The sequence below is a fragment of the Pseudomonas sp. Z4-7 genome (assembly GCF_051131965.1).
Taxonomy (GTDB): Bacteria; Pseudomonadota; Gammaproteobacteria; order Pseudomonadales; family Pseudomonadaceae; genus Aquipseudomonas.
The window spans coordinates 5490001-5513912 of the sequence record NZ_CP071642.1; the positions used below are offsets into that span (position 1 = coordinate 5490001).

The 23912-nt window shown below is 59.3% G+C and carries 24 protein-coding genes; 10 read left to right on the plus strand and 14 right to left on the minus strand.

Going from position 1 to position 23912, the window contains the following annotated elements; all coding sequences use genetic code 11:
- Positions 1-457 precede the first annotated feature (457 nt).
- Positions 458-1657 carry a tyrosine--tRNA ligase gene (gene tyrS, locus J3P91_RS24725; protein ID WP_305498438.1) on the minus strand — a complete coding sequence of 400 codons (1200 nt, stop codon included), beginning with the start codon at positions 1655-1657 and terminating at the stop codon, positions 458-460.
- A 211-nt stretch (positions 1658-1868) separates the two neighbouring features.
- On the opposite strand from tyrS, the gene J3P91_RS24730 reads away from it, so the two are divergent.
- Together J3P91_RS24730 and J3P91_RS24735 are read left to right on the plus strand one after the other, a co-directional pair.
- Positions 1869-3287, plus strand: a complete 1419-nt coding sequence (locus J3P91_RS24730) for a peptidoglycan DD-metalloendopeptidase family protein (protein ID WP_434605217.1) — start codon at positions 1869-1871, stop codon at positions 3285-3287.
- Between the two features lie 3 nt (positions 3288-3290).
- Positions 3291-4382 (plus strand): anhydro-N-acetylmuramic acid kinase, encoded by a 1092-nt coding sequence (locus J3P91_RS24735; protein WP_434601993.1) that lies wholly within the window; start codon positions 3291-3293, stop codon positions 4380-4382.
- 66 nt (positions 4383-4448) lie between these two features.
- On the opposite strand, the gene erpA is transcribed toward J3P91_RS24735, so the two are convergent.
- Both erpA and argC read right to left on the minus strand, forming a co-directional pair.
- A complete protein-coding gene (gene erpA, locus J3P91_RS24740; protein ID WP_003177727.1) occupies positions 4449-4799 on the minus strand; it encodes an iron-sulfur cluster insertion protein ErpA in 351 nt (116 codons plus the stop codon).
- A 132-nt stretch (positions 4800-4931) separates the two neighbouring features.
- Complete coding sequence (gene argC, locus J3P91_RS24745) at positions 4932-5966, minus strand: N-acetyl-gamma-glutamyl-phosphate reductase (RefSeq protein WP_305498436.1); 1035 nt, start codon at positions 5964-5966, stop codon at positions 4932-4934.
- Between the two features lie 134 nt (positions 5967-6100).
- Between argC and hemJ the strand changes: the two genes are divergently transcribed.
- The 6 genes from hemJ (at position 6101) to coq7 (ending at position 10520) form a co-directional block, all read left to right on the plus strand.
- Complete coding sequence (gene hemJ / locus J3P91_RS24750) at positions 6101-6532, plus strand: protoporphyrinogen oxidase HemJ (RefSeq protein ID WP_305498435.1); 432 nt, start codon at positions 6101-6103, stop codon at positions 6530-6532.
- 34 nt (positions 6533-6566) lie between these two features.
- Positions 6567-7535, plus strand: coding sequence for an NAD(P)H-dependent flavin oxidoreductase (locus J3P91_RS24755; protein ID WP_434571456.1), 969 nt, complete (start codon positions 6567-6569; stop codon positions 7533-7535).
- Between the two features lie 39 nt (positions 7536-7574).
- The gene (locus J3P91_RS24760) at positions 7575-8531 is read left to right on the plus strand and encodes a DUF805 domain-containing protein (protein WP_434601994.1); all 957 of its coding nucleotides are present in this window, start codon (positions 7575-7577) and stop codon (positions 8529-8531) included.
- A 62-nt stretch (positions 8532-8593) separates the two neighbouring features.
- Positions 8594-9379, plus strand: coding sequence for an SDR family NAD(P)-dependent oxidoreductase (locus J3P91_RS24765; protein ID WP_434601996.1), 786 nt, complete (start codon positions 8594-8596; stop codon positions 9377-9379).
- 79 nt (positions 9380-9458) lie between these two features.
- Complete coding sequence (locus J3P91_RS24770; protein ID WP_003316306.1) at positions 9459-9797, plus strand: histidine triad nucleotide-binding protein; 339 nt, start codon at positions 9459-9461, stop codon at positions 9795-9797.
- A gap of 75 nt (positions 9798-9872) precedes the next feature.
- A complete protein-coding gene (gene coq7, locus J3P91_RS24775) occupies positions 9873-10520 on the plus strand; it encodes a 2-polyprenyl-3-methyl-6-methoxy-1,4-benzoquinone monooxygenase (RefSeq protein WP_305498429.1) in 648 nt (215 codons plus the stop codon).
- A 99-nt stretch (positions 10521-10619) separates the two neighbouring features.
- Here coq7 and speD read toward each other — a convergent pair whose 3' ends face one another.
- Both speD and J3P91_RS24785 read right to left on the minus strand, forming a co-directional pair.
- Positions 10620-11414, minus strand: a complete 795-nt coding sequence (gene speD / locus J3P91_RS24780; RefSeq protein WP_434571448.1) for an adenosylmethionine decarboxylase — start codon at positions 11412-11414, stop codon at positions 10620-10622.
- 239 nt (positions 11415-11653) lie between these two features.
- Positions 11654-12076, minus strand: coding sequence for an OsmC family protein (locus J3P91_RS24785; protein ID WP_434601999.1), 423 nt, complete (start codon positions 12074-12076; stop codon positions 11654-11656).
- 237 nt (positions 12077-12313) lie between these two features.
- Between J3P91_RS24785 and crp the strand changes: the two genes are divergently transcribed.
- Positions 12314-12958, plus strand: coding sequence for a cAMP-activated global transcriptional regulator CRP (crp, locus tag J3P91_RS24790; protein ID WP_305498426.1), 645 nt, complete (start codon positions 12314-12316; stop codon positions 12956-12958).
- On the opposite strand, the gene J3P91_RS24795 is transcribed toward crp, so the two are convergent.
- From J3P91_RS24795 to J3P91_RS24810, 4 genes are read right to left on the minus strand one after another with little or no spacing between them, the layout of a single operon-like run.
- Positions 12955-13647, minus strand: a complete 693-nt coding sequence (locus J3P91_RS24795; protein WP_434602001.1) for a lipoate--protein ligase family protein — start codon at positions 13645-13647, stop codon at positions 12955-12957. The genes crp and J3P91_RS24795 overlap by 4 nt on opposite strands.
- A 4-nt stretch (positions 13648-13651) precedes the next feature.
- Positions 13652-14488, minus strand: coding sequence for an indole-3-glycerol phosphate synthase TrpC (gene trpC, locus J3P91_RS24800; RefSeq protein WP_434602003.1), 837 nt, complete (start codon positions 14486-14488; stop codon positions 13652-13654).
- Positions 14485-15534, minus strand: coding sequence for an anthranilate phosphoribosyltransferase (gene trpD, locus J3P91_RS24805; RefSeq protein ID WP_434571441.1), 1050 nt, complete (start codon positions 15532-15534; stop codon positions 14485-14487). Before trpD ends, trpC begins: the two co-directional genes overlap by 4 nt.
- A gap of 9 nt (positions 15535-15543) precedes the next feature.
- On the minus strand, positions 15544-16137 hold the full coding sequence (locus J3P91_RS24810) for an aminodeoxychorismate/anthranilate synthase component II (protein WP_018928869.1): 594 nt from the start codon (positions 16135-16137) through the stop codon (positions 15544-15546).
- A 409-nt stretch (positions 16138-16546) separates the two neighbouring features.
- On the opposite strand from J3P91_RS24810, the gene estP reads away from it, so the two are divergent.
- Complete coding sequence (gene estP / locus J3P91_RS24815) at positions 16547-18454, plus strand: esterase EstP (RefSeq protein ID WP_434602005.1); 1908 nt, start codon at positions 16547-16549, stop codon at positions 18452-18454.
- Positions 18455-18593: 139 nt separating this feature from the next.
- Here estP and trpE read toward each other — a convergent pair whose 3' ends face one another.
- From trpE to J3P91_RS24840, 5 genes are all read right to left on the minus strand, one after another.
- Positions 18594-20075 carry an anthranilate synthase component I gene (gene trpE / locus J3P91_RS24820; RefSeq protein WP_434571437.1) on the minus strand — a complete coding sequence of 494 codons (1482 nt, stop codon included), beginning with the start codon at positions 20073-20075 and terminating at the stop codon, positions 18594-18596.
- 70 nt (positions 20076-20145) lie between these two features.
- Positions 20146-20964, minus strand: coding sequence for a phosphoglycolate phosphatase (locus J3P91_RS24825; protein WP_434571435.1), 819 nt, complete (start codon positions 20962-20964; stop codon positions 20146-20148).
- Entirely contained in the window at positions 20961-21635 is a 675-nt protein-coding gene (gene rpe / locus J3P91_RS24830; protein WP_434602007.1) for a ribulose-phosphate 3-epimerase, read from the minus strand. The genes J3P91_RS24825 and rpe overlap by 4 nt, the downstream gene beginning before the upstream one ends.
- A gap of 78 nt (positions 21636-21713) precedes the next feature.
- Complete coding sequence (locus J3P91_RS24835; RefSeq protein WP_305498416.1) at positions 21714-22862, minus strand: iron-containing alcohol dehydrogenase; 1149 nt, start codon at positions 22860-22862, stop codon at positions 21714-21716.
- Positions 22863-23077: 215 nt separating this feature from the next.
- Positions 23078-23902, minus strand: a complete 825-nt coding sequence (locus J3P91_RS24840) for an ABC transporter permease (RefSeq protein ID WP_305498415.1) — start codon at positions 23900-23902, stop codon at positions 23078-23080.
- Between the last annotated feature and the right edge of the window lie 10 nt (positions 23903-23912).

A 23912-nucleotide genomic window follows, 5' to 3' on the forward strand; every position in this document is an offset into this window, starting at 1 on the left:
TAGCAGTCTGACTCCACAAGCACCCACACGAATTGCTTGATTCAGTTGTTAAAGAGCGGTGGGTTGAGCCTTTCGTCTCAACCGAGGCGCGCATTCTACAGCGCCCTGTGTATCTGTCAAGCGGTTATTTTAAGAAGTTTTCAAAGTTTCGCTTGGAAATCCTTAACAACTTCAACCACTTGCGCTTCCGATCTCTCGTTAGCGGGAGGCGAATTCTACAGCGTTAGTCGCTGCTGTCAACACCTCTTTTTTACCGCTTTCGACCGAGAGGATCGAACCGTCGGCAGAACCCATCAAACCGGCCTACCCACTCCTTCCGTGCTTCGACGATCTGAAGCCGCGCACTTTCGAAACCTACTTAACTCGTTGAAACTCAAGGAGTTTTCCGTTTCGACTGCGCCGGAAGTGGGGCGAATTATAGACATCCAGAATTTGCCGTCAACCGTTATTTTCAGCTTTATTCGGATTTGAGCGTAATACGTGCGAAAGCTTTCTTGCCGGCCTGACACACATGAGTGGAGCCCAGCTTATATATGAAGGTGCGATCCACGACCTCACCATCTATACGCACGCCGCCCGAACCCAAGAGGTCTCGCGCCACCGCAGCGTTCTTGACCAAGCCCGCCTTATTCAGAACCGCCGCAATCGGCATATCCTCGGCAGCAGTCAATTCGATCTCCGGCAGGTCATCCGGCAGCTCGCCATCCTTCATGCGATTACCCGCCGCGCGATGAGCGTTGGCCGCAGCCTCTTCCCCGTGGAAACGAGCAACGATCTCTTCGGCCAGCTTGATCTTGATGTCACGCGGATTTGCGCCCGCCTCCACATCGGCTCGGAAAGCATTGATCTCATCCATGGAGCGGAAGCTCAACAACTCGAAATAACGCCACATCAGCACATCAGGAATGGAAACCAACTTGCCGTACATGACGCCCGGCGCCTCCTGGATCCCGACGTAATTGCCCAGCGACTTGGACATCTTCTTCACGCCATCCAGACCTTCCAACAATGGCATGGTCAGGATGCACTGAGCTTCTTGCCCATAGCCGCGCTGCAGCTCGCGCCCCATCAGCAGGTTGAACTTCTGATCGGTACCGCCAAGCTCGACGTCCGCCCGCAATGCGACCGAGTCATAACCCTGCACAAGCGGGTAGAGGAACTCATGGATGGCGATTGGCTGATTGGTTGTATAACGCTTGTCGAAATCGTCGCGCTCGAGCATGCGAGCTACGGTGTATTGGGAAGTCAGGCGTATGAAATCCGCTGGCCCCATCTGATCCATCCAAGTGGAGTTGAAAGCCACTTCGGTCTTGGCCGGGTCAAGAATCTTGAAGACCTGAGTCTTGTAGGTCTCGGCGTTGTCGAGAACCTGCTCACGGGTCAGCGGAGGACGCGTGGCACTTTTGCCGCTCGGGTCACCGATCATGCCGGTGAAGTCGCCTATAAGGAAGATAACCTGATGCCCCAGGTCCTGGAACTGACGCAGCTTATTAATAAGCACGGTATGCCCCAGGTGCAGATCGGGCGCCGTCGGATCGAAACCGGCCTTGATACGCAGCGGCTGCCCGCGCTTGAGCTTTTCGATCAGCTCGGACTCGACCAACAGTTCTTCCGCACCACGTTTGATCAGCGCTAGCTGCTCTTCAACCGACTTCATAACAGACCCGCAAGGCTCAGATTCAAAGGGCCCCAACCATACAAGATCGCGCACCAAATACAAGGTTTGCCAGGTGCACGAACGCCAATCCCATAGACAGAGCGTCCGCGGGCTTGCTTCGCAGGGGTTTTGGTTATATTTTATACAGTTATTTCATCTTCATCATGTCATTCATCTTTTCCAATTCATCTTTTCAAAAGTCAAATTACCTATGACCACCGAACCGTCTAAAGCGCCGCCGCTTTACCCAAAGACCCACCTGCTCGCCGCAAGTGGTATCGCCGCCCTCCTTAGCCTGGCGCTCCTGGTATTTCCTTCCAGCGATGTCGAAGCCAAAAAGACGACTCTGAGTCTTGAACTGGAAAGTCCCGCTGAACAACTGACACAAGAACAAGACGCCGCCGAAGCCGTTCAAGCCACAAACGAACCGGCCGCTTCGCCTTTTGCGCAGATTGAAGAAAGCGCGAAAGACACTGCAAACACCACTGCACAGGTAGAAGCTCCTGTTGCAGAAGAGAAGAAAGGACCGGACCACCGTGAAGTGATTGTTGCCAAGGGCGACACACTCTCCACCCTCTTCGAAAAGGTGGGCCTGCCCTCAACCTCAGTCCATGAAATCCTGGCCAGCGACAAGCAAGCCAAACAGTTCACTCAACTGCAACGCGGCCAGAAACTCGAATTCGAACTTAATCCAGACGGGCAGCTGACCAACCTGCACACCAAGCTGAGCGATCTGGAAAGCATCACCCTGACCAAAAACGAAAAGGGTTATGTATTCAACCGCGTCACCACCAAACCTACCGTGCGCTCCGCCTATGTTCACGGCGTCATCAATAGTTCGCTATCCCAGTCGGCCGCCCGCGCCGGCCTTTCCCACAGCCTGACCATGGACATGGCCAGCGTGTTTGGTTATGACATCGACTTCGCGCAGGATATTCGCCAGGGCGACGAGTTCGACGTCATCTACGAACAGAAAGTGGTCAATGGGAAAAGCGTCGGCAACGGACCGATCCTTTCCGCGCGCTTCACCAACCGCGGCAAGACCTATACGGCGGTGCGCTACACCAACAAGCAGGGCAACAGCAGCTACTACACCGCTGACGGCAACAGCATGCGCAAGGCGTTTATCCGTACTCCAGTCGACTTCGCCCGCATCAGTTCCAGGTTTTCCGCAGGCCGCAAGCATCCTATCCTGAACAAGATCCGCGCCCACAAAGGCGTCGACTACGCAGCTCCGCGCGGCACGCCCATCAAGGCTGCCGGCGATGGAAAGGTACTGCTGGCCGGCTGTCGTGGCGGTTATGGCAATACCGTGATCATCCAGCACGGCAACACCTACCGCACGCTGTACGGCCACATGCAAGGTTTCGCCAAGGGCGTGAAGACCGGTGGCTCCGTCAAGCAAGGCCAGGTTATTGGCTACATCGGCACGACTGGCCTGTCCACCGGCCCGCACTTGCACTATGAATTCCAGGTCAACGGCGTTCACGTTGATCCGCTCGGCCAGAAACTGCCGATGGCCGATCCGATTGCGAAATCCGAGCGCACCCGCTTCCTGGCTCAGAGCCAGCCTCTGATGGCTCGCATGGATCAAGAGAAAGCCACCCTGCTGGCTTCGAGCAAGCGCTAAGCCATGGCGCTCTATATCGGTGTGATGTCCGGGACCAGCCTGGATGGCCTGGATATCGCGCTGATCGAACTGGCCCCGGCGATCAAATTGATCGCCACGCATTACATACCCATGCCCACGCCCCTGCGCACCGAGTTGCTTGCACTGTGCAGCAGTGGGCCCGATGAGATCGCCCGCTCCGCCATCGCCCAGCAGAACTGGGTAAAGCTGGCCGCGCAGGGCATCCATACCTTACTCGACGAACAGAGGCTCAAGCCTGAAGACGTCACCGCGGTTGGCAGCCACGGCCAAACCATTCGCCATGAACCGGCCCGCGGATTTACCGTGCAGATCGGTAACCCGGCGCTCTTGAGCGAATTGACCGGCATCACCGTTGTCAGCGATTTCCGCAGCCGTGATGTCGCCGCCGGAGGACAGGGGGCGCCTCTGGTTCCGGCATTTCACGAAGCGCTGTTCGAAGAACGAGTCGGTCCTCGTGCAGTGCTGAATGTCGGCGGCTTCAGCAATCTCAGCCTGATAGAGCTGGCAAAACCCGTATCAGGTTTCGATTGTGGCCCAGGCAACGTATTGCTCGATGCCTGGATACACCAGGAGCGAGGCGAGCCTTTTGATCGTGACGGCCAATGGGCAACCAGCGGAAAAGTACAGCCGACTTTGCTCAAGACGTTGCTTGGAGACCCCTTCTTTGTAACCAAGGGCCCGAAAAGTACCGGACGAGAAGTATTCAACCTGTCCTGGCTGACCCGTCATCTATCGCAATTGCCAGTCTTCGCCCCTGAAGATGTGCAGGCGACACTACTTGAACTGACTGCCCTGACCATCGTCGAATCACTCCAGCATGCCCAGCCGAACACGCAGGAGTTGCTGGTCTGCGGCGGTGGCGCACACAACCAGACACTCATGAAGCGCCTGGCTGACTTGCTACCAGCTACCAGAGTCAGCAGTACGGCAGCGTACGGCGTGGACCCGGATTGGGTTGAAGCCATGGCCTTTGCCTGGCTCGCCCATTGCTGTCTTGAGGGTGTTCCAGGCAACCGTCCAAGTGTCACTGGTGCCCTTGGCCCGCGCGTACTCGGCGCTATTTATCCGGCCTGAGATCAATAATCGCGGACAAAAAAAGCCGCAGGGCCGTAAGGCTCTGCGGCGTTTTTATTGAAGCGATCAGATCGAAAACGAAGAACCGCACCCACAAGTTGTGGTGGCGTTAGGATTCTTGATCACGAAGCGCGATCCTTCCAGGCCTTCCTGATAATCCACCTCGGCACCCGCCAGGTACTGGAAGCTCATCGGATCGACCACCAGGCTGACGCCTTCGCGCTCGACGATGGTGTCATCCTCGGCCACTTCCTCATCGAAAGTGAAGCCGTACTGAAAACCTGAACAACCGCCGCCCGTCACGAACACGCGCAGCTTCAAACGATCATTGCCCTCTTCATCGACCAGGCTCTTCACCTTGTGCGCGGCACCGTGGGTGAATTGCAAAGCCGTGGGAGTGAAGGTTTCGACGCTCATGCTGAATATCTCCCGGCGCTTACGCCGCCATAATGCGTGATGGCGGGCATTATCCGCTTCTCCGACAAAATTGGTCAACTATTTGCACAGCAGCTGTAACCCGCAAGCTATAAGCCACGGGCTCATAGCTTATTAAGGCAGCATCCCCGCGTGGGACAGGCCCAGCCGCTCATCCAGCCCAAAGAGGATGTTGAGGTTCTGTACCGCCTGGCCGGAAGCGCCCTTGACCAAGTTGTCGATTACGGACAGGACCACGACCAGGTCGCCATCCTGGGGGCGATGCACAGCGATCCGGCATACGTTCGCGCCGCGGACACTGCGGGTTTCCGGATGGCTGCCAGCCGGCATCACGTCGACAAACGGCTCATCGGCATAACGCTTCTCGAACAGCGCCTGCAGATCCACGGAGCGATCGGTCACGGTGGCGTAGAGGGTGGAATGGATACCACGGATCATGGGCGTCAGATGCGGCACGAAAGTCAGGCCGACGTCCTTACCTGCCGCGCGACGCAACCCTTGGCGAATCTCCGGCAAATGACGATGCCCCTTGACCGCGTAGGCCTTCATGCTCTCCGATGTTTCGGAGTACAACGAGCCAACGCTGGCACCTCGACCGGCGCCGCTGACGCCCGACTTGCAGTCGGCGATCAAGCGCGACGCATCGGCGAGACCGGCCTCCAGCAAAGGCAGAAATCCCAACTGCGTCGCGGTCGGGTAGCAACCCGGCACCGCGATCAGCCGTGCCTGCCTGATTTTTTCACGATTGACTTCCGGCAAGCCGTAGACCGCCTCGTCCAGCAGTTCCGGTGCGCCATGGGGCTGACCGTACCACTTGGCCCATTCGTCTGCGTCCTGCAGACGGAAGTCTGCCGACAGGTCAATGACCTTGGTACCCGCGGCCAGCAGCTCACCCGCCAAAGCGTGGGCGACACCATGGGGGGTGGCGAAAAACACCACATCGCAGGCCCCGAGGGTCTTGACGTCTGGGACGCTGAACGCCAGGCCATCGTAATGGCCACGCAAGTTCGGATACATGTCGGCCACGGCCAGGCCGGCCTCGGATCGGGAGGTAATGACCACCACCTCAGCTTGCGGATGCTGCGCCAACAGACGCAGCAGTTCGACACCGGTGTAACCCGTGCCGCCGACGATACCGACCTTGACCATGAACCTGCCCTCAACGAACCACTGGAAAGCCGTCGATGATAGGGCGCCCGCAGCGCTGCGACAACCGCCAAGGTGACGTGTGGCCGCGCTAACCTCTACTATCGAGGCTACCGTGAACCTGGGAATATTCAAAAATGCTCTATCTATGGCTCAAAGCGCTTCACATTGTCAGCATGGTCTGCTGGTTTGCCGGCCTGTTCTACCTGCCTAGACTGTTCGTCTACCACGCTCAAAGCGAAGACAGCGTCAGCAAGGAACGCTTCTCCATCATGGAACGCAAGTTGTATCGCGGCATCATGGGCCCGGCGATGATCGCCACGCTGGTGTTCGGCATCGGCTTGCTCAGCCTCAATGCCAGCGCCTATTTCACCCAAGGCGGCTGGATGCACGCAAAGCTGACTCTGGTCGTCTTGCTGATCGGCTATCACCATATGTGCGGTGCCCAGGTTAAGCGCTTCGCCCGTGGCGAAAACACCCGCAGTCATGTCTTTTATCGCTGGTTCAACGAAGTGCCGGTCGTGATATTGCTGGCTATTGTAATTCTGGTCGTGGTCCGGCCGTTCTAACTCCAACCGCATCCACTGATCAGAGGGACCTCCAATGTCGCTGCCCGCTCTGCTTGAACAACGTCTGCGGCTGCCTGTCGTGGTCGCACCGATGTTCCTCATTTCCAATCCGCAGCTGGTACTGGCCTGCTGCCGCAACGGTGTCGTCGGGAGTTTCCCGGCGTTGAACCAACGTGAAAGCAGCGGCTTCAAGGCGTGGCTGGAGGAAATCGAAGCGGGCTTGGCGACCCTGGAAAAGCCGGCGCCCTACGCAGTCAATCTGATCGTCCATCACAGCAACCCGCGACTCCAGGCCGACCTGGCAATCTGTATCGAGCACAAGGTGCCGATCGTCATCACCAGCCTGGGGGCGGTGAAGGAATTGGTGGACGCGGTTCATGGCTATGGCGGCCTGGTATTTCACGACGTGACCACTCGCCGCCATGCCGAAAAAGCCGCCGAAGCGGGCGTCGACGGTTTGATTGCCGTTGCGGCCGGTGCGGGGGGGCACGCAGGAACCTGGAGCCCATTCGCACTGATTGCTGAAATCCGGCAGTTCTTCGATAAAACCCTGTTGCTTGCAGGATGCCTTAACCACGGCCATCAGATTCTGGCTGCGCAATTGCTTGGCGCGGATCTGGCCTACTTCGGAACGCGTTTTATCGGCACCACGGAAAGTCACGCGTCCGACGCTTATAAAGAGATGTTGCTCACATCCAGAGCTGCGGACATCGTGCATACTCCCGCAGTGTCCGGGGTGCCGGCCAGTTTCATGCGTCAGAGCCTGGAAAGTGCCGGCTTCGACCTGGCGGCTCTGCAAGGCAAGGGCGTGGCGGATGCGGGGGCGAAACTCAAACCGCTCAATGATGAAGCCAAGGCCTGGAAGACCGTATGGTCCGCCGGCCAGGGTGTAGGTGACATCAATGATTTGCCCGGTGTCGATCAATTGATCGCACGCCTGGATGAAGAATACCGGCAGGCGCAAGCCCTAGCGACACAACTTGGCGGCCATTGGCCGCGCTGAACCCACAATAAACCAACCAGAAAGACAAGGATGCCAGGCATGAGCGAAAACCGTTTCAACATCGTATTCGACGGGGCCCTGCTGCCAGGCGTAGATACCACTACCGCCAAGCTCAACCTCGCCGAACTGTTCAAAAGTGATGTGAGCGCCATTGAACGACTGTTCAGCGGTCGCAAGGTGTCCCTCAAGAACAACCTGTCCCAGAATGAAGCGCAACAGTACCTGGACGCGCTTCATAAAAGCGGCATCGATGCACGAATCGAAGCCGAACCGTCCATCCAGCTCAATCTCGGCGAAATCCAGGAACAGCCGGGCGGCCGCCAGCCGGACTCCGTGATCGATCCTGTTTCTCCTTATGCGCCTCCACGGGCAGCAGTGGGTGAAACGTTCGCCGAGTACGGCACGCTCAAACCCTTCAGCTTCGACGGACGTATCGGACGCCTGCGCTACCTGGCCTGGACCATGGTCCTGACCCTGGCCATGCTGCCGTTGGTAGGCCTGGGCTTCTGGGTCGCCACGAACTGGCTGCTCGCTTCCGACTCGATAGCAGGGTTGGTCGTCGGTGGTCTGATCGCTGTAGTCGTCGTGCTTGCCTTCGCGTTCGTGAGCATCCAGTTCAACGTCCAGCGTCTGCATGATCTCGGCTGGTCGGGGTGGTTGTGGCTGATCAACCTCGTGCCATTCGTGGGCAGCATCTTCCCGTTCATTCTCATCATCGCCCCAGGCAATACCGGCGCCAACCAGTACGGCCCACCACCGCCGCGCAATACCACGGCGGTCAAGCTGCTGGCGTCGCTTTGGCTGGTGATGATCGTCCTGATTTTCGTGGCCACCTTCGCCGGCATCTTCGGTGCTCTCCAGGAGGACTTCGATAGCGGTGCCTCGAGCAGCTACGAAAGCAGCGAATACAGTGACCAGACCAGCGAAGAACCGGCCGTTGATGCAGCCGAGCCCGCCTCGCCTTCTGTAGACTACGAAGAAGAAGAGGAACAATAGGCCCGCTTCATGCCAGTGACAGCCCAGTCCACTGGCGGCGGGCTGTTGCGATGGAGAACTGCATGGCCCGTTACGCCCTGATCACTGGCGCTTCCAGCGGAATCGGCCTGGCCCTGGCTGAAGCACTGGCCCGGCGCGGGCGCAACCTGATACTCGTGGCGCGACAGCGCGATCGACTGGAAAGTATTGCGATCGAACTGACCCAGCGATTTGGCGTGGAAGTATTGTTCCGGGCTTGCGACCTGAGCGAGCCCTTGCGGCTTTCAGGTTTCCTGCTGGAACTGGAAGAAGGCGAACGCCAGATCGACCTGCTGGTCAACTGCGCCGGCATCGGCACCTTCGGCCCGTTCCTGGGCCAGGACTGGATGACCGAGCAGGACCTCATCGAAGTGAATATCCTGGCCCTGACCCGCCTCTGTCACGCCGTAGGCAACAGCATGGCGCTGCATGGAGGCGGCCAGATCCTGAACGTCGCGTCGATTGCCGCGTTCCAGCCGGGCCCCTGGATGAGCACCTACCACGCCAGCAAGGCGTACGTATTGCATTTTTCCGAAGCCCTGCGAATCGAGCTGAAGAAATGTGCGATCAAAGTCTCGGTACTTTGCCCTGGCCCGACCCGCACCGGTTTTTTCGCCGAGTGGCAACGGGACGAGAAGCCCAGCGACGATAAGAAGCTGATGAGCCCTGAAGAGGTTGCGCTGTACGCTGTCCGCGCGCTGGACAGGGACCGGGCCATTATCATTCCCGGACGCCGCAATCGCTGGATCGCCGCCCTGCCCCGACTCGGGCCGCGCTGGCTGGTGCGAATTCTCAGCGGCATGTCCAATAAAGCCTACTGTCCACGCTAGATTTGCGGATGGTTAACCCGGGCTTGCCAACCGAGCCTTTAATACACTCGACCTCAAACAACCCAACGGAGCAGCAGCCGTGGACACTCTGTTTACCAAGATCATCAACCGGGAAATTCCGGCCAAGATCATTTATGAAGACGATCAGGTTCTGGCTTTTCACGACATCGCCCCCCAGGCTCCAGTGCATTTCCTGGTGATTCCGAAAAAACCGATCCGCACCCTCAATGACCTGACCGAGGAAGACAAAGGGTTGGCCGGACATATCCTGTTTACCGCCCAGCGCCTGGCGCTTGAACTGGGCTGTGAGGAAGGCTTCCGCGTGGTGATGAACTGCAATGAACTTGGCGGGCAAACCGTCTATCACATTCATATGCACGTGCTGGGGCAGCGCCAGATGAACTGGCCACCGGGTTGATACCGCTGACCCAGCGCAAATCTTCAGCGGCCGATTGGGTTAAACTGGCTGCCGTGATTTTTTCCGGAGGTAAGCATGACTACCCAACGTCACTACTCGCCCATTGACCGCCTGCTGCTGCAAGCCGATACCGCGATGCGCACGCTGCTGCCCTTCAGCGGCCAGCCGTACCGTCCGTCGCCGGCAATCGTGCAGCCGGACGTACAGATGAGTGACGAAGAGACTCGCCATGTCGCGGGCCTGATGCGCATCAACCATACCGGTGAGGTTTGCGCCCAGGCTCTGTACCAGGGCCAGGCGCTGACGGCGAGATTGCCGCAGGTACGCGAGGCGATGGAGCATGCCGCCGAAGAAGAAGTCGACCACCTGGTCTGGTGCGAGCAGCGCATTCGCCAATTGGGTAGCCATACCAGCGTCCTGAATCCGTTGTTCTATGGGATGTCATTCGGCATCGGCGCGGTGGCCGGACTGATCAGCGACAAGGTCAGCCTGGGCTTCGTCGCGGCAACCGAACATCAAGTCTGCAAGCATCTGAATGAGCACCTGGAGCAGTTGCCGGCCGAAGATGAAAAGTCCCGGGCGATTCTTGAACAGATGCGCAAGGATGAAGAACAGCATGCCGAAAGCGCTCTCGATGCGGGGGGGTTTCGTTTCCCGGCTCCGGTGAAATTCGGCATGAGCCTGTTGGCGAAGGTCATGACCAAGAGCACCTATCGGATCTGACCGCGATACGGAGCCTGTCCCACAGACATATCGGGTTTCCCAAAACTGAAAAAGGCGACTACCGCACAGGTAGTCGCCTTTTTTTTGTAGCCTTGACCTTCAGCGCGGCATGTTGCGCGCGTAGAAAATCTCCAGCATCTCGTGCTTCACACGCTCTTCCACCTGGCCACGCTGCTCAACGGACAGGTTGCTGGTGGCATCACCGAACAGGTAGTTGTCCAGCTCGAAGTCCTTGAGCAGCATCTTGGTGTGGAACAGGTTTTCCTGGTACACGTTCACGTCGGTCATCTGGTACGCGTCGCGCGTGTCTTCGGAGAGATAGTTCTGGATCGAATTGATCTCGTGATCAATGAAGTGCTTGTGGCCCTCCACATCCCGTGTGAAGCCACGCACACGGTAATCCACGGTCACGATGTCGGAATCGAATTGATGAATCAGGAAATTGAGCGCCTTGAGCGGTGAAATGACGCCACAGGTCGACACATCGATGTCCACTCGGAACGTTGCGATACCGTCCACCGGATGGATCTCCGGATAGGTATGTACCGTGATGTGGCTCTTGTCGAGGTGGGCCAGGATAATTTCAGGCAACGGGCCCGGGGACTCTTCGATCTGGCTTTCGGTCGGTGTCACCGGCTCTTCCGAGATCAGAATGGTCACGCTGGCGCCTTGGGGTTCATAGTCCTGACTGGCGATGTTCAGGATGTTGGCACCAATGATATCGACAACTTCCGTGAGGATCTGCGTGAGGCGCTTGGCGTTGTACTCTTTATTGATGTACTCGACGTAGGCCTGCTGGTCTTGCGGGGTTTCCGCATAGCAGATGTCATAGATGTTGAAGCTCAAGGTCTTTGTCAGGTTATTGAACCCATGGAGCTTGAGTTTGCTTTTCACCGTTTGAAAACTCTCTGTGTATTGCGGCCCGGCCGCGTGATCAAGCATGCCCGTCAGATGCGAACGACGCACCTGCGTAGGACGGTTAACACCTCTTCGCGATGGCGATTTTGGTTGTCTGTCCAGGCAATGGATCAGCCCGCGAGCCGATCATTGCCCTGAAAAAAGTGGCGCATTATGCAGATGTCGGCTTCTGACCGCCAGAGCTTGCACTGCATTTGTGATGGTTGGATGTCGATTCAAGCCAACTCGATGATTTCATAATCGTGAGTGATTTCAACACCGGCGGCACCGAGCATGATCGAGGCCGAGCAGTATTTCTCGGCGGACAGCTCAATGGCGCGCTTGACCTGGGCTTCCTTCAGTCCACGGCCTTTGACCACGAAGTGCATGTGGATCCTGGTAAACACTTTCGGATCCTCTGTCGCGCGCTCGGCTTCAAGAAACGCTTCGCAACTTTCGACGGCCTGGCGTGACTTCTTGAGAATGCTGACCACATCGAAGTTGCTGCAGCCGCCGACACCGAGCAAGAGCATTTCCATTGGCCGGACACCCAGGTTACGACCGCCGGCATCCGGTGGGCCGTCCATGACGACCACATGACCACTGCCTGATTCACCGAGGAACATGGCTTCGCCAGCCCATTGGATGCGTGCCTTCATCGCCAAGACTCCACTGTTCAAAAAAAGGGGGCGCCAGCTTAGCACAGCGCCCGTTGATGGCAGCGGGATGCCTGATGCCTCTTACGCCAGCGCCTGTAGGTAAATTCTCGAATCTATTACGAATGCCTCTGTTAAGCTGCGCCATCTCGCTGGCGTATGGCCAGCTTTTGGCGATAACCATTCGCCCTCACCCAAAAAACCAAACCACCACACCGCGCAGTCTTTCGGGATACAACCATGGTTGCCATTACTCCCACGTCCAAGATCAAGAACCTCGACAAACTCTTGATGCATTGCCAGCGTCGCCGCTACCCCGCCAAGCACAACATCATTTGCGCAGGCGACCGCTCCGATACGCTGTTTTTCATCATCAAGGGCTCCGTCACTATCCTGATCGAGGACGATGACGGCCGGGAAATGATCATCGCCTACCTCAACTCCGGGGATTTTTTCGGCGAACTGGGATTGTTCGAGCAGGCGGGCAAGGAGCAGGAGCGCAGCGCCTGGGTGCGAGCCAAGGTCGAATGTGAAGTGGCGGAAATCAGCTATGGCAAATTCCGAGAGCTGTCGCAGCAGGATCCAGACATTCTTTATGCCCTCAGCGGACAAATCGCGCAGCGTCTACGCAATACCACCCGCAAAGTCGGTGACCTGGCGTTCTTCGACGTGACCGGTCGCGTCGCCCGCTGCCTGCTGGAACTGTGCAAGCAGCCCGACGCCATGACCCATCCGGATGGTATGCAGATCAAAGTGACCCGTCAGGAAATCGGCCGCATCGTTGGCTGCTCCCGAGAGATGGTCGGACGCGTGCTCAAGGACTTGGAAGAGCGCAATCTGGTCAGCGTCAAAGGCAAGACCATGGTCGTGTTCGGGACGCGCTAGAAGTTGCTCAACAGTTCCTGGTAAAGCGCCCCGAGCCGTTCCAGCGCATGAGGCGCCGGGAATTTCTCATGCAGGGCAATGTGGCTCTCGGCACGCACTCGCTGCTCCAGGCCACACGCCTCGTTGAACCGATTGACCGCCGCAACCATGGACTCGCGCTCGTCATCCAGCAATAGGGCGCCATGCACCAGGCCCACCGGCCTCTGGCCGCCCTTGCTTTGCCGCCAGCGCTGGGCGGTACCGACCATTTTGCGGCCGTCCAGATTGACGTTGAAGCGCCCGTCGCAAAACGCGCCCTCCACTTCACCGAGGGAAGCCACCCCGCCCAGCTCATCGAGCAACTGGCAGATCGGATTGCATAGACGCCGATAAGCAGTCTCGATCCGGCCATGGTCACCTTCACTTCGCGGTGGCGCATAGACCAGCGCGATATTGACCGTAGCGCCCGACTGAGGCACTGGCTCGCCACCGGTTTCACGCAGCAGCACCGGCCAGCCGCCTGCAGCCGATACCTCACAGGCAAGTTCAAAACCTGGCAGGCGACTCAAGCGACGCGGCATGACCAGGGCACGATCGCTGGGTTGCCAGAACAGCAAGCCCGATTCAGCGTCACCGGCGCAAACGCTGGCCAGCAGGTCCTGTTCGGCCTGCAGGCCGCTTTGAACAGTTAAGGCAATGGCTGGAGGCATCGATTCAGTCCAGCGTCGAGCCGGTTACCGGAACGCCGCGCTCGGGGAAAAACAAGCGCTGCAGTTCTGTACCCGGGCTTTCGGCCCGCATGAAAGCCTCGCCAACCAGGAACGAATACACATCGCTGACTTCCATCAACTCGACATCGGCTCGGTTGAGGATGCCGCTCTCGGTGATGACCAGGCGATCGCGTGGAATTCGCGGCAACAGGTCAAGAGTGGTTTCCAGGCTGACTTCAAACGTATGCAGGTTGCGGTTATTCACGCCGACCAGCTTGGTATCCAGAGTTTTCAGGGCGCGCTCTAGCTCGTCGCCGTCGTGGACTTCCACCAGTACATCCAGGCCCACACCTTTAGCAACTGCGGCCAGCTCGGCCATTTTTACATCATCCAGGGCGGAAACGATCAACAGCACGCAATCGGCACCCAAGGCCCGCGCCTCGACGATCTGGTACGGATCGATCATGAAATCCTTGCGGATCACCGGCAGCTTGCACGCCGCCCGCGCCTGTTTTAGATAGTCATCGGCGCCTTGGAAAAAATCGACGTCAGTGAGCACCGAAAGGCAGGTCGCACCGCCCTTCTCGTAGCTCCTGGCGATGTCGGCGGGGACGAAGTCCTCACGGATCACACCTTTGCTGGGAGACGCCTTCTTGATTTCGGCGATGACCGCAGGCTGCTTTTTCTTCGCCTGATCGATCAGCGCCTGGGCAAAGCCGCGAGGCGCGTCTGCTGAACGTGCGAGACCTTCCAGCTCGGCGAGGCTGACCCGGGCCCGGCGCTCGGCCACTTCTTCAGCCTTGCGAGCCAGAATGTTTTCCAGAACCGTTGGCACGCTCATCCTTCATTCTCCACTTTGAATACGGCGGTAAACGCGCCCAATTCTTCCAGTTTTTCCCGGGCCAGGCCGGTGTGCAACGCATCATGCGCGAGCTCGACACCTTGCTTGAGGCTGCTGGCGTGATCGGCGGCATACAACGCGGCGCCCGCATTGAGCATGATCATTTCCGCAGCCTTCTGGCCATTCTCGGTTTTACGCCGCCCCAAGGCATCGCGGATCAACTCAAGTGACTGGGCTGGCCCATCCACCGCCAGTCCATGCAGGCTCTGGCTCTTCATGCCGAGGTCTTCAGGTTCGACCCAATATTCGGTGATCTGATCATTTTTTAGCTCGGCCACGAAAGTGGGCGCCGCCAGGCTGAATTCATCCAGGCCGTCCTTTGAATGGACGACCAGCACGTGCTTGCTACCTAAACGTTGCAGGACCTCCGCCAATGGCCGGCACAGCGCCTGGCTGAACACGCCGACCACTTGATGCTTCACACCGGCCGGATTCGTAAGCGGGCCGAGCATGTTGAACAGCGTGCGCAAGCCCAGCTCGCGACGCGGCGCCGCGGCATATTTCATGGCGCTGTGGTGGGTCTGGGCAAACATGAAGCCGATGCCGACGCTATCGATACAACGAGCCACCTGGACCGACGTCAGGTTGAGGTAGATACCGGCGGCTTCCAGCAGATCGGCGCTGCCGCTCTTGCCCGACACCGCACGATTGCCATGCTTGGCGACGGTGCAGCCGGCCGCCGCAACGACAAATGCCGACGCGGTGGAAACGTTGAAGATATTGGCTCCGTCACCACCGGTCCCGACGACATCCACCACACCATCGAGGGTCTTGAGTTCGACCTTGTCCGCCAACTCGCGCATGGTCGTGACCGCACCGACTATCTCGTCGATGCTCTCGCTCTTCATGCGCATGGCCATCATGAACGCGCCAATCTGCGCGTCCGTGCACTGGCCAGTCATGATCTCCCGCATCACGTCGCGCATCTCGTCGGTGCTCAGGTCGAGCTGGCCGACGATACGGTTCAGGGCTGTCTTGATGTCCATGGAGAGTCCTTAGCGCGTGCCGCCGGTTTGTTTGAGGAAGTTGGCGAACAGTTCGTGGCCCTGCTCGGTGAGGATAGACTCGGGATGAAATTGCACACCCTCGATGTTCAACGTCTTGTGACGCAAACCCATGATTTCGTCCACCGAGCCGTCTTCGAGCTGGGTCCAGGCAGTCAGCTCAAGGCAGTCGGGCAGGGTTTCGCGCTTGACGATCAACGAGTGGTAGCGGGTGACGGTAAGCGGGCGATTCAAGCCTTCGAACACGCCCTTGTCTTCATGAAATACCGGGCTGGTCTTGCCGTGCATTACCTGGCGGGCCCGCACGACATCGCCACCGAACGCCTGGCCGATCGACTGGTGCCCCAGGCAGACACCGAGGATCGGCAGCTTGCCGGCAAAATATTTGATGGCTTCGATGGAGATGCCCGCTTCGGTCGGCGTGCAAGGGCCGGGCGAGACGACGATGCGCTCGGGCTTGAGGGCCTCGATTTCGGCAATGGTCAGCTCATCGTTGCGCACAACCTTGACCTCGGAGCCGAGCTCGCCGAGGTATTGCACAACGTTGTAAGTAAAAGAGTCGTAGTTATCGATCATCAGCAACATGGCGTAAACAACCTATTGAATACACTGACTTGGGATACAGCCTTCGAAGAGTGACCCGCACGGCGCTGCGCTGGACAGGCGAATGATGCGCCTGCGAAGCGGTTTCCAAACGGGTGAAGAAGGCAAATCGGTACAGGTCCGGCGACGCCGGCATGGAACGTTCAGGCGCGCCAACGCCAACGGGCGTGAGCCTTGATCAATTGATTCAGAAGTTTGCTGACAATCGACACGGGGGAAGTCTCGTTCATACGTTCCGGCACAGTAACTTAGCTGGGCGGAGCACGCAATAAGACGGACCCGAAGGGCTTGCAAACAATCGCGATGTTCCCAGATGGGTGGCAGACCGTCGGAAGTTTTTGGTACTGTCGTTTCGTTTTCCCATAAAAATAAGATTGAAAAGGACCTTCTCATGATCAAACAGACCTTGTTTGTACCGATCACCGGCTGCCTGCTGGCCATGGCTTGCGCTTCGGCAAATGCCGCCCCCAACCCCTACTCCAACTTCATCGTGTTCGGTGACAGCCTCAGTGACGCCGGCCAGTTCACCGATCCGGGCGGCCCGCCCGGGTCAACCTTGCGGGCTACCAACCGAACCGGTCCGATTTATCTGGATGGCAGCGGCGAAGCCTATTCTGCCAACGCCACCCAACTGCTCGGGGGACGATTGGGCTTTTCCGACGACGAGACCGCGGCCTCCACCTCGGCTGCCCGTGCCCGCGAGGGGCTGGCGGACGGCAACAACTGGGCCGTGGGCGGTTATCGTACCGACCAGATACTCGACTCGATCACCAATATCTCCGACACGGGCGAGCGCAGTCGTGCCGGTTATCTGCCAGCCAATGGCCTACGCGCTGATCCGAACGCACTGTATTACCTGTCCGGCGGCGGTAACGACTTCCTTCAGGGCCGAGTGCTCAACATTGCCCAGGCGAACGCCGCCGCGGACCGCCTGGCCGACAGTGTCCAGGTGCTGCAGACCGCCGGCGCCCGCTACGCGATGGTTTGGCTGCTGCCTGATCTGGGCCTGACGCCGGCCCTCAATGGCACCCCGTTTCAAGAAGCGGTCTCCCTGCTCAGTAATCAGTTCAACCAGCAACTGATCACACGTTTGCAAGGCATCGATGCCGAGATCATTCCGCTGAACGTTCCGCTATTGCTGCAGGAAACCTTTGCCGATCCTGGACGATTCGGCCTTGCCACCGGCGAGAACCTCACCGCCACTTGCTTCAGCGGCAACAGCTGTACGGAAAACCCTACCTACGGCATCAACAGCGCCACGCCTGATCCGAGCAAGCTGATCTATAACGATGCGGTTCACCCCACCGAAACCGGGCAGAAGCTGATTGCCGACTACGCCTATTCCCTGCTCGCAGCGCCGTGGGAACTGACCTTGCTGCCGGAAATGGCCCACTCGACCTTGCGCGCCCACCAGGATGAATTGCGCAGCCAATGGCAATCGGACTGGGAAGATTGGCAGGCGGTAGGTCAATGGCGGGCGATTGTTGCCGGCGGCGGCCAGCATCTGGACATTGATAGCCAAGGCAGCGGTGCAAGCGCCGACGGCAGTGGCTACAACCTGAACATCGGCGGCAGTTACCGTCTCAACGAAGCCTGGCGCATCGGCGTGGCCGCCGGTCTGTACCGCCAGGACATGGACGCAGGCCGCAACGATTCGAACTACAAGCTCAACAGCTACCTCGCCACCGCGTTCGCCCAGTTCCAGCAGAACCGCTGGTGGGCCGACGCCGCGCTGACCGGCGGCAAGCTCGACTACGAGAACCTGGAGCGCAAATTCGACCTGGGCGTCAGCCAGGCGCAGGAAAAAGGCGATACCGACGGTCATCTCTGGGCATTCAGCACACGCGTAGGCTACGACATTGCCCAGCCGGGCAGCCAATGGCACCTGTCACCGTTTGTCAGCGCCGATTATGCGAAGGTCGAGGTCGATGGTTACTCGGAACAGGGCAGCCGCTCCACGGCGCTGACTTTCGACGACCAGACCCGCGATTCAAAACGCCTGGGCATCGGCTTGCAGGGCAAATACAACTTTACCCGCCAGACCCAGGTGTACGGGGAGTATGCCCACGAGCGCGAGTATGAGGACGATACGCAAAAGGTGAACATCGCCCTCAACAGCTTGCCGGCCAATGACTTCACGCTGGAGGGCTACACCCCACAAAGCCACCTCAATCGCCTGAACCTGGGGATCAGCCACAAGTTGACCAGCGATCTCGCGCTGCGGGGCGGTTATACGTTGCGCAAGGATGATGATTTTACCCAGCAAGGGGTGAGCCTGGGGGTCAGCCTGGATTTTTGACGCGGCCTCTGTGGGAGCGAGCTTGCTCGCGATGGCGGACTGTCAGTCAACCTATTGGTTGAGCCTAGGGCCTCATCGCGAGCAAGCTCGCTCCCACATGGACCCAGTTGCCCTCGCCACAGTTGTTCGGCAAACGCCTTCAGTCGTTCGAAGTCTGCTCGGCCAGGGCCACGGCACGGAACATTGCCCGACGCTTGTTCAGGGTTTCCTCCCATTCCAGCGCGGGCACCGAGTCGGCGACGATGCCGCCGCCGGCCTGCACGTGCAGCTCACCGTTCTTGATCACGGCGGTGCGGATGGCGATGGCCGTGTCCATGTTGCCGTTCCAGGCGAAGTAGCCGACGGCTCCGCCGTACACACCGCGTTTGACCGGCTCCAGCTCGTCGATGATTTCCATGGCGCGGATCTTCGGCGCGCCAGACAAAGTGCCCGCCGGCAGGATCGCTCGCAAGGCGTCCATCGCCGTCAACCCTGCCTTCAACTCCCCGGTGACGTTGGACACGATGTGCATCACGTTGGAGTAGCGCTCGATGACCATTTTCTCGGTGAGTTTCACCGAGCCCACTTCGGAAACCCGGCCAGTGTCGTTGCGTCCCAGATCGATCAGCATCAGGTGCTCGGCGATCTCCTTGGCATCTGACAACAGGTCCTCTTCCAGCGCCCGGTCCGCTTCCTCCGTGGCGCCGCGTGGCCGTGTGCCGGCGATCGGCCGCACGGTGATCAGGTTTTCCTCGACCCGCACCAGCACCTCGGGCGAACTGCCCACGACATGGAAGTCACCGAAGTTGAAGAAGTACATGTAAGGCGTCGGGTTGAAACAGCGCAGCGCCCGGTACAGATCGATCGGCGCGGCCTTGAAGTCGATCGACATCCGTTGCGACGGCACGACCTGCATGCAGTCGCCCGCCAGGATGTATTCCTTGATGGTGTCGACGGCTTTTTCGTAGTCACCCTGGGTGAAACTGGAACGGAACACCGGGTCGGCTGCCGACTGCTTGCTGAAGTCCAGGCCGGGACGCGGGGTGATCGGCTGGCGGAGTTTTTCCAGTAAAGTCTGAAGGCTTTGTTGACCTTGCTCGTAGGCGTCTTCACGGGACGGATCGGCCAGGACGATGGCGTGCATCTTGCCGGCGAGATTGTCGAAGACCACCACCGCATCGGAGACCATCAGCAGAATGTCCGGCACACCCAGCGGATCGGGGTTCGGACAGGTGCCCAGGCGTTTTTCCACATAGCGCACGCAGTCGTAGCCGAAATAACCCACCAGGCCGCCGTTGAAACGTGGCAGGCCGGGGATGGTCGGGACGTTGTAGCGGGCCTTGAAGGATTCAACGAACGCGAGCGGATCCTCGACTTCGTGGCTTTCGATTTCGACGCCATCGTAGGTCACGCTGATGCGATGGTCATGGACTCGCAGCACGGTGCGGCACGGCAGGCCGATCATGGAATAGCGACCCCATTTTTCCCCACCTTGCACCGATTCGAGCAAGTAGGAATTGGGTTGGTCGGCCAACTTGAGGTAGATCGACAGCGGCGTGTCGAAGTCGGCCAGGGTTTCGCAGGCAAGCGGGATGCGGTTGTAGCCGGCAGCGGCTAGACGCAGAAATTCTTCGCGGATCATGGGGTGCCTCGTGGCAAGAGGAGCTGACAGTCAGGTATGCAAACGCGCCGGATAACCGGCCAGGATCACGTCAGGCGCGCCAACGCCAGCGGGCCAGGGCCTTCATGACTTTCATCCAGAGTTTGCGAGTGACCACCACGATGGCGTTTCCAGAAGAGGATTGAACAGCGTCGGGCAACGTTATCTCAGCGGCCGGGTCCAGGCAACCGGGAATTAGCAGGCGCAGATCATCAATTACCAATGTCGGAAATTCCTCGGCAATCGGTCGGCCATGATTGTAGCCGTAGCTCAGGGCAACACATTTGACCCCCGCGGCTTTCGCCGCCAGCACGTCGCTGCGCGAGTCGCCGACAAACAACGATTGGGACGCCGGGATGTTGGCCATTTTCATGACGAAGAACAGCGCGGCCGGGTCGGGCTTTTTCTGTGGCAAGGTGTCGCCGCCGATGATCCAGCGGAAATAACGGCCGATCTTCATCTGATCCAGCAGCGGCGCGACAAAACGCTCCGGCTTGTTGGTGATCAGCGCCATTTCCACGCCCTGCTTGTGCAACCATTTGAGGGTGGAGCGCACGCCCGGATAAACCACGGTCAGTTCGTGGTTGCCTTCATAGGCTTCGTTGAACAGCTCCAGTGCCCGCTCGGCCTCGGCCTCATCAACGCCCTGGGCATCAATGTGATTGGCCAGGGCCCGGCGCACCAGCATCGGCGCGCCGTTGCCGACCCACTGGCGCACCGCGTCGATGCCGGCAGGCGGACGCCCGAGCTGGAGCAGCATATTGTCCACGGCGGCCGCCAGGTCCGGGACCGAATCGACGAGCGTGCCGTCGAGATCGAACATCACCAGACGCGGCAGGCTGCCGGGAAACAGCTGCTCGAAGCCGCTCATGGACGTGCCAGGGCCAGTTCGGCGCGCATCTTCTCGATCACTACCTGGTAGTCCGGTGCGTTGAAGATCGCCGAACCGGCGACAAAGGTGTCGGCACCGGCCGCGGCGATTTCGCGGATGTTGTTCACGTTCACGCCGCCGTCGATTTCCAGGCGGATATCCCGGCCCGAGGCATCGATCAGGGCGCGGGCTTCGCGCAGCTTGTCGAGCGTGCCCGGAATGAACTTCTGGCCGCCGAAACCCGGGTTGACGCTCATCAGCAGAACCATGTCGACCTTGTCCATCACGTACTTGAGTACGTCCAGGGGCGTGGCCGGGTTGAACACCAGGCCGGCCTTGCAGCCGCCTTCGCGGATCAATTGCAGGGAGCGGTCGACGTGCAGCGTGGCTTCAGGGTGGAAAGTGATGTAGGTGGCACCGGCCTCGATGAAATCACCGACGATACGATCCACCGGACTGACCATCAGGTGCGCATCGATTGGCGCAGTGATGCCATATTTGCGCAACGCCGCGCAGACCATCGGGCCGATCGTCAGGTTGGGTACGTAGTGGTTGTCCATGACATCGAAGTGGACGATGTCGGCCCCGGCGGCCAGAACGTTATCCACTTCCTCGCCCAGGCGGGCGAAGTCGGCGGAGAGAATCGACGGAGCAATAGCGAAGGGCTGCATGACGCACCTGTTTTGAGCGAAATCACGATGGCGCGCATTGTATACCTCAAGATTTGGCGCGCCCACCGTGACGCACGATCAATACGCCGCTCGGTAGATCTTCTCGATATCGCCGGCGCTCAGTTTGCGCGGGTTGTTGCGCATCAGCCGCTCTATGCCCGCCGCCTCCGCCGCCATGGACGGAATCACTTCCTCGGTGACGCCCAGACCACTCAGGCCCTTGGGGATTTCCACCGCGGCACACAACGCCGCCATGGCTTCCACGGCCTCATCCGCGGCTTCGATATCACTCAAATGAGCCGTCTTGATGCCCATGGCTTCGGCAATATCGCGCATGCGCTCGACGCAGGCCATCTTGTTCCAGTGCATGACATACGGCAGCAACAAGGCATTGGCGACGCCATGAGAGACATGGAAACGCCCGCCAAGCGGATAGGCCAGCGCATGCACGGCGCCGACCCCGGCATTGCCGAACGCCATGCCGGCCATCAGGCTGGCGGTAGCCATGTCTTCACGGGCCTGCAAGTGGGACGGGTTGGCGTAGGCCTTGGGCAACGCGCGGGTGATCAGCTTGATCGCGCCGATGGCCAGGGCATCGGTGATCGGCGAGGCGTTGAGTGACAGGTACGACTCGATGGCGTGCACCAACGCATCAACGCCGCTGGCGGCGGTCACGCTGCGCGGACACGTCAAGGTCATCTGCGGGCTGACCAGCGCCACGTCCGGCAGCAGGTAGTCACTGACGATGCCCTTTTTCAGCTGTGCGGCCTTGTCAGAGAGGATCGCCACGTTGGTGACTTCCGAACCGGTACCGGCGGTGGTGGGAATGGCAATCATGGGCGGACCTTTGCGCGGCACCTGATCGACACCGAACATATCCTGCAACTCACCGTGGTAACCGGCATAGACGCCCACGCACTTGGCAATGTCGATGGCGCTGCCGCCACCCAGGCCGATCAGGCCGTCATGCCCGCCGTCGCGGTAGGCTTGCATGCAATCTTCGACGATGGCGATTTCCGGGTCGGGCATGACCCGGTCGAAAATCTCGTAGTCGCGCCCGCCCAGATGCTGCAGCGCCAACTCCACGGTGCCCGATTTGACCAGCGCCGCGTCCGTGACGATCAACGGGTTATCGACATCCAGCCGTGTCAGCTCCGCCGCCAGTTGCTCGATGGCAGCGGCGCCGGTGATCAGTTTGTGGGCGATCTTGAATGAGGAAAGACTCATGTGCGCGGCCTCTTGTTCGAGTGGGGGCTGGCACAAGGATAGCTCGGTATTGGGGGGTGGTCTGTCATTCAGCTTATGAATGCACAAAGGAATCTGTGGGTGAACCCTTGTGGGAGCGAGCTTGCTCGCGATAGCGGTATGTCAGTCAACATCGATGCCAGATGTTCCGGCGCTATCGCGAGCAAGCTCGCTCCCACATTGGTTTGGCACTGGCCTCAGACTTGGGTCGTACGCAGCTTCTCGCTACGCCCACGCAGCCATTCCAGCGTCAGCAGCAGGATCACCGAGAAGGCGATCAACAACGTAGCCGCGGCGGCGATGGTCGGGCTCAGGTTCTCGCGAATACCGCTGAACATCTGCCGTGGCAGGGTCGCTTGCTCCGGGCCGGCCAGGAACAGGGTCACCACCACTTCATCAAACGAAGTCGCGAAGGCGAACAACGCACCAGAGATGACGCCCGGCGCGATCAACGGCAAGGTCACGCGACGGAACGCGGTCAATGGCGAAGCCCCGAGGCTGGCAGCAGCGCGAACCAGGTTGTGGTTGAACCCTTGCAAGGTCGCCGAGACGGTGATGATGACGAACGGCACACCGAGCACCGCGTGGACGATGATCAGCGAGAAGAAGCTGTTGCCCATCCCCAGTGGCGCGAAAAACAGGTAGCTCGCGACGCCAATGATCACCACCGGCACCACCATGGGCGAAATCACCAGGGCCATCACCAGCGCCTTGCCCGGGAAATCACCACGAGTCAGGCCGATCGCCGCCAGCGTACCGAAGATCATCGCCAACAGCGTTGCCGCCGGGGCCACGATGATGCTGTTCTTCAACGCCCGCATCCACTCGGCCGAAGCGAAGAAATCGTGGTACCACTGCAACGAAAAGCCCTGCAGCGGATAAACCAGGAAGCTGCCAGAGTTGAACGACAACGGAATGATCACCAGCACCGGCAGGATCAGGAACAACAGGATCAGCCCGCAGAGTATGCGCAAGCTGTAGAACCACACCCGCTCGACGGGGGACATGTAAGGACTCAGCATTTCGATCTCC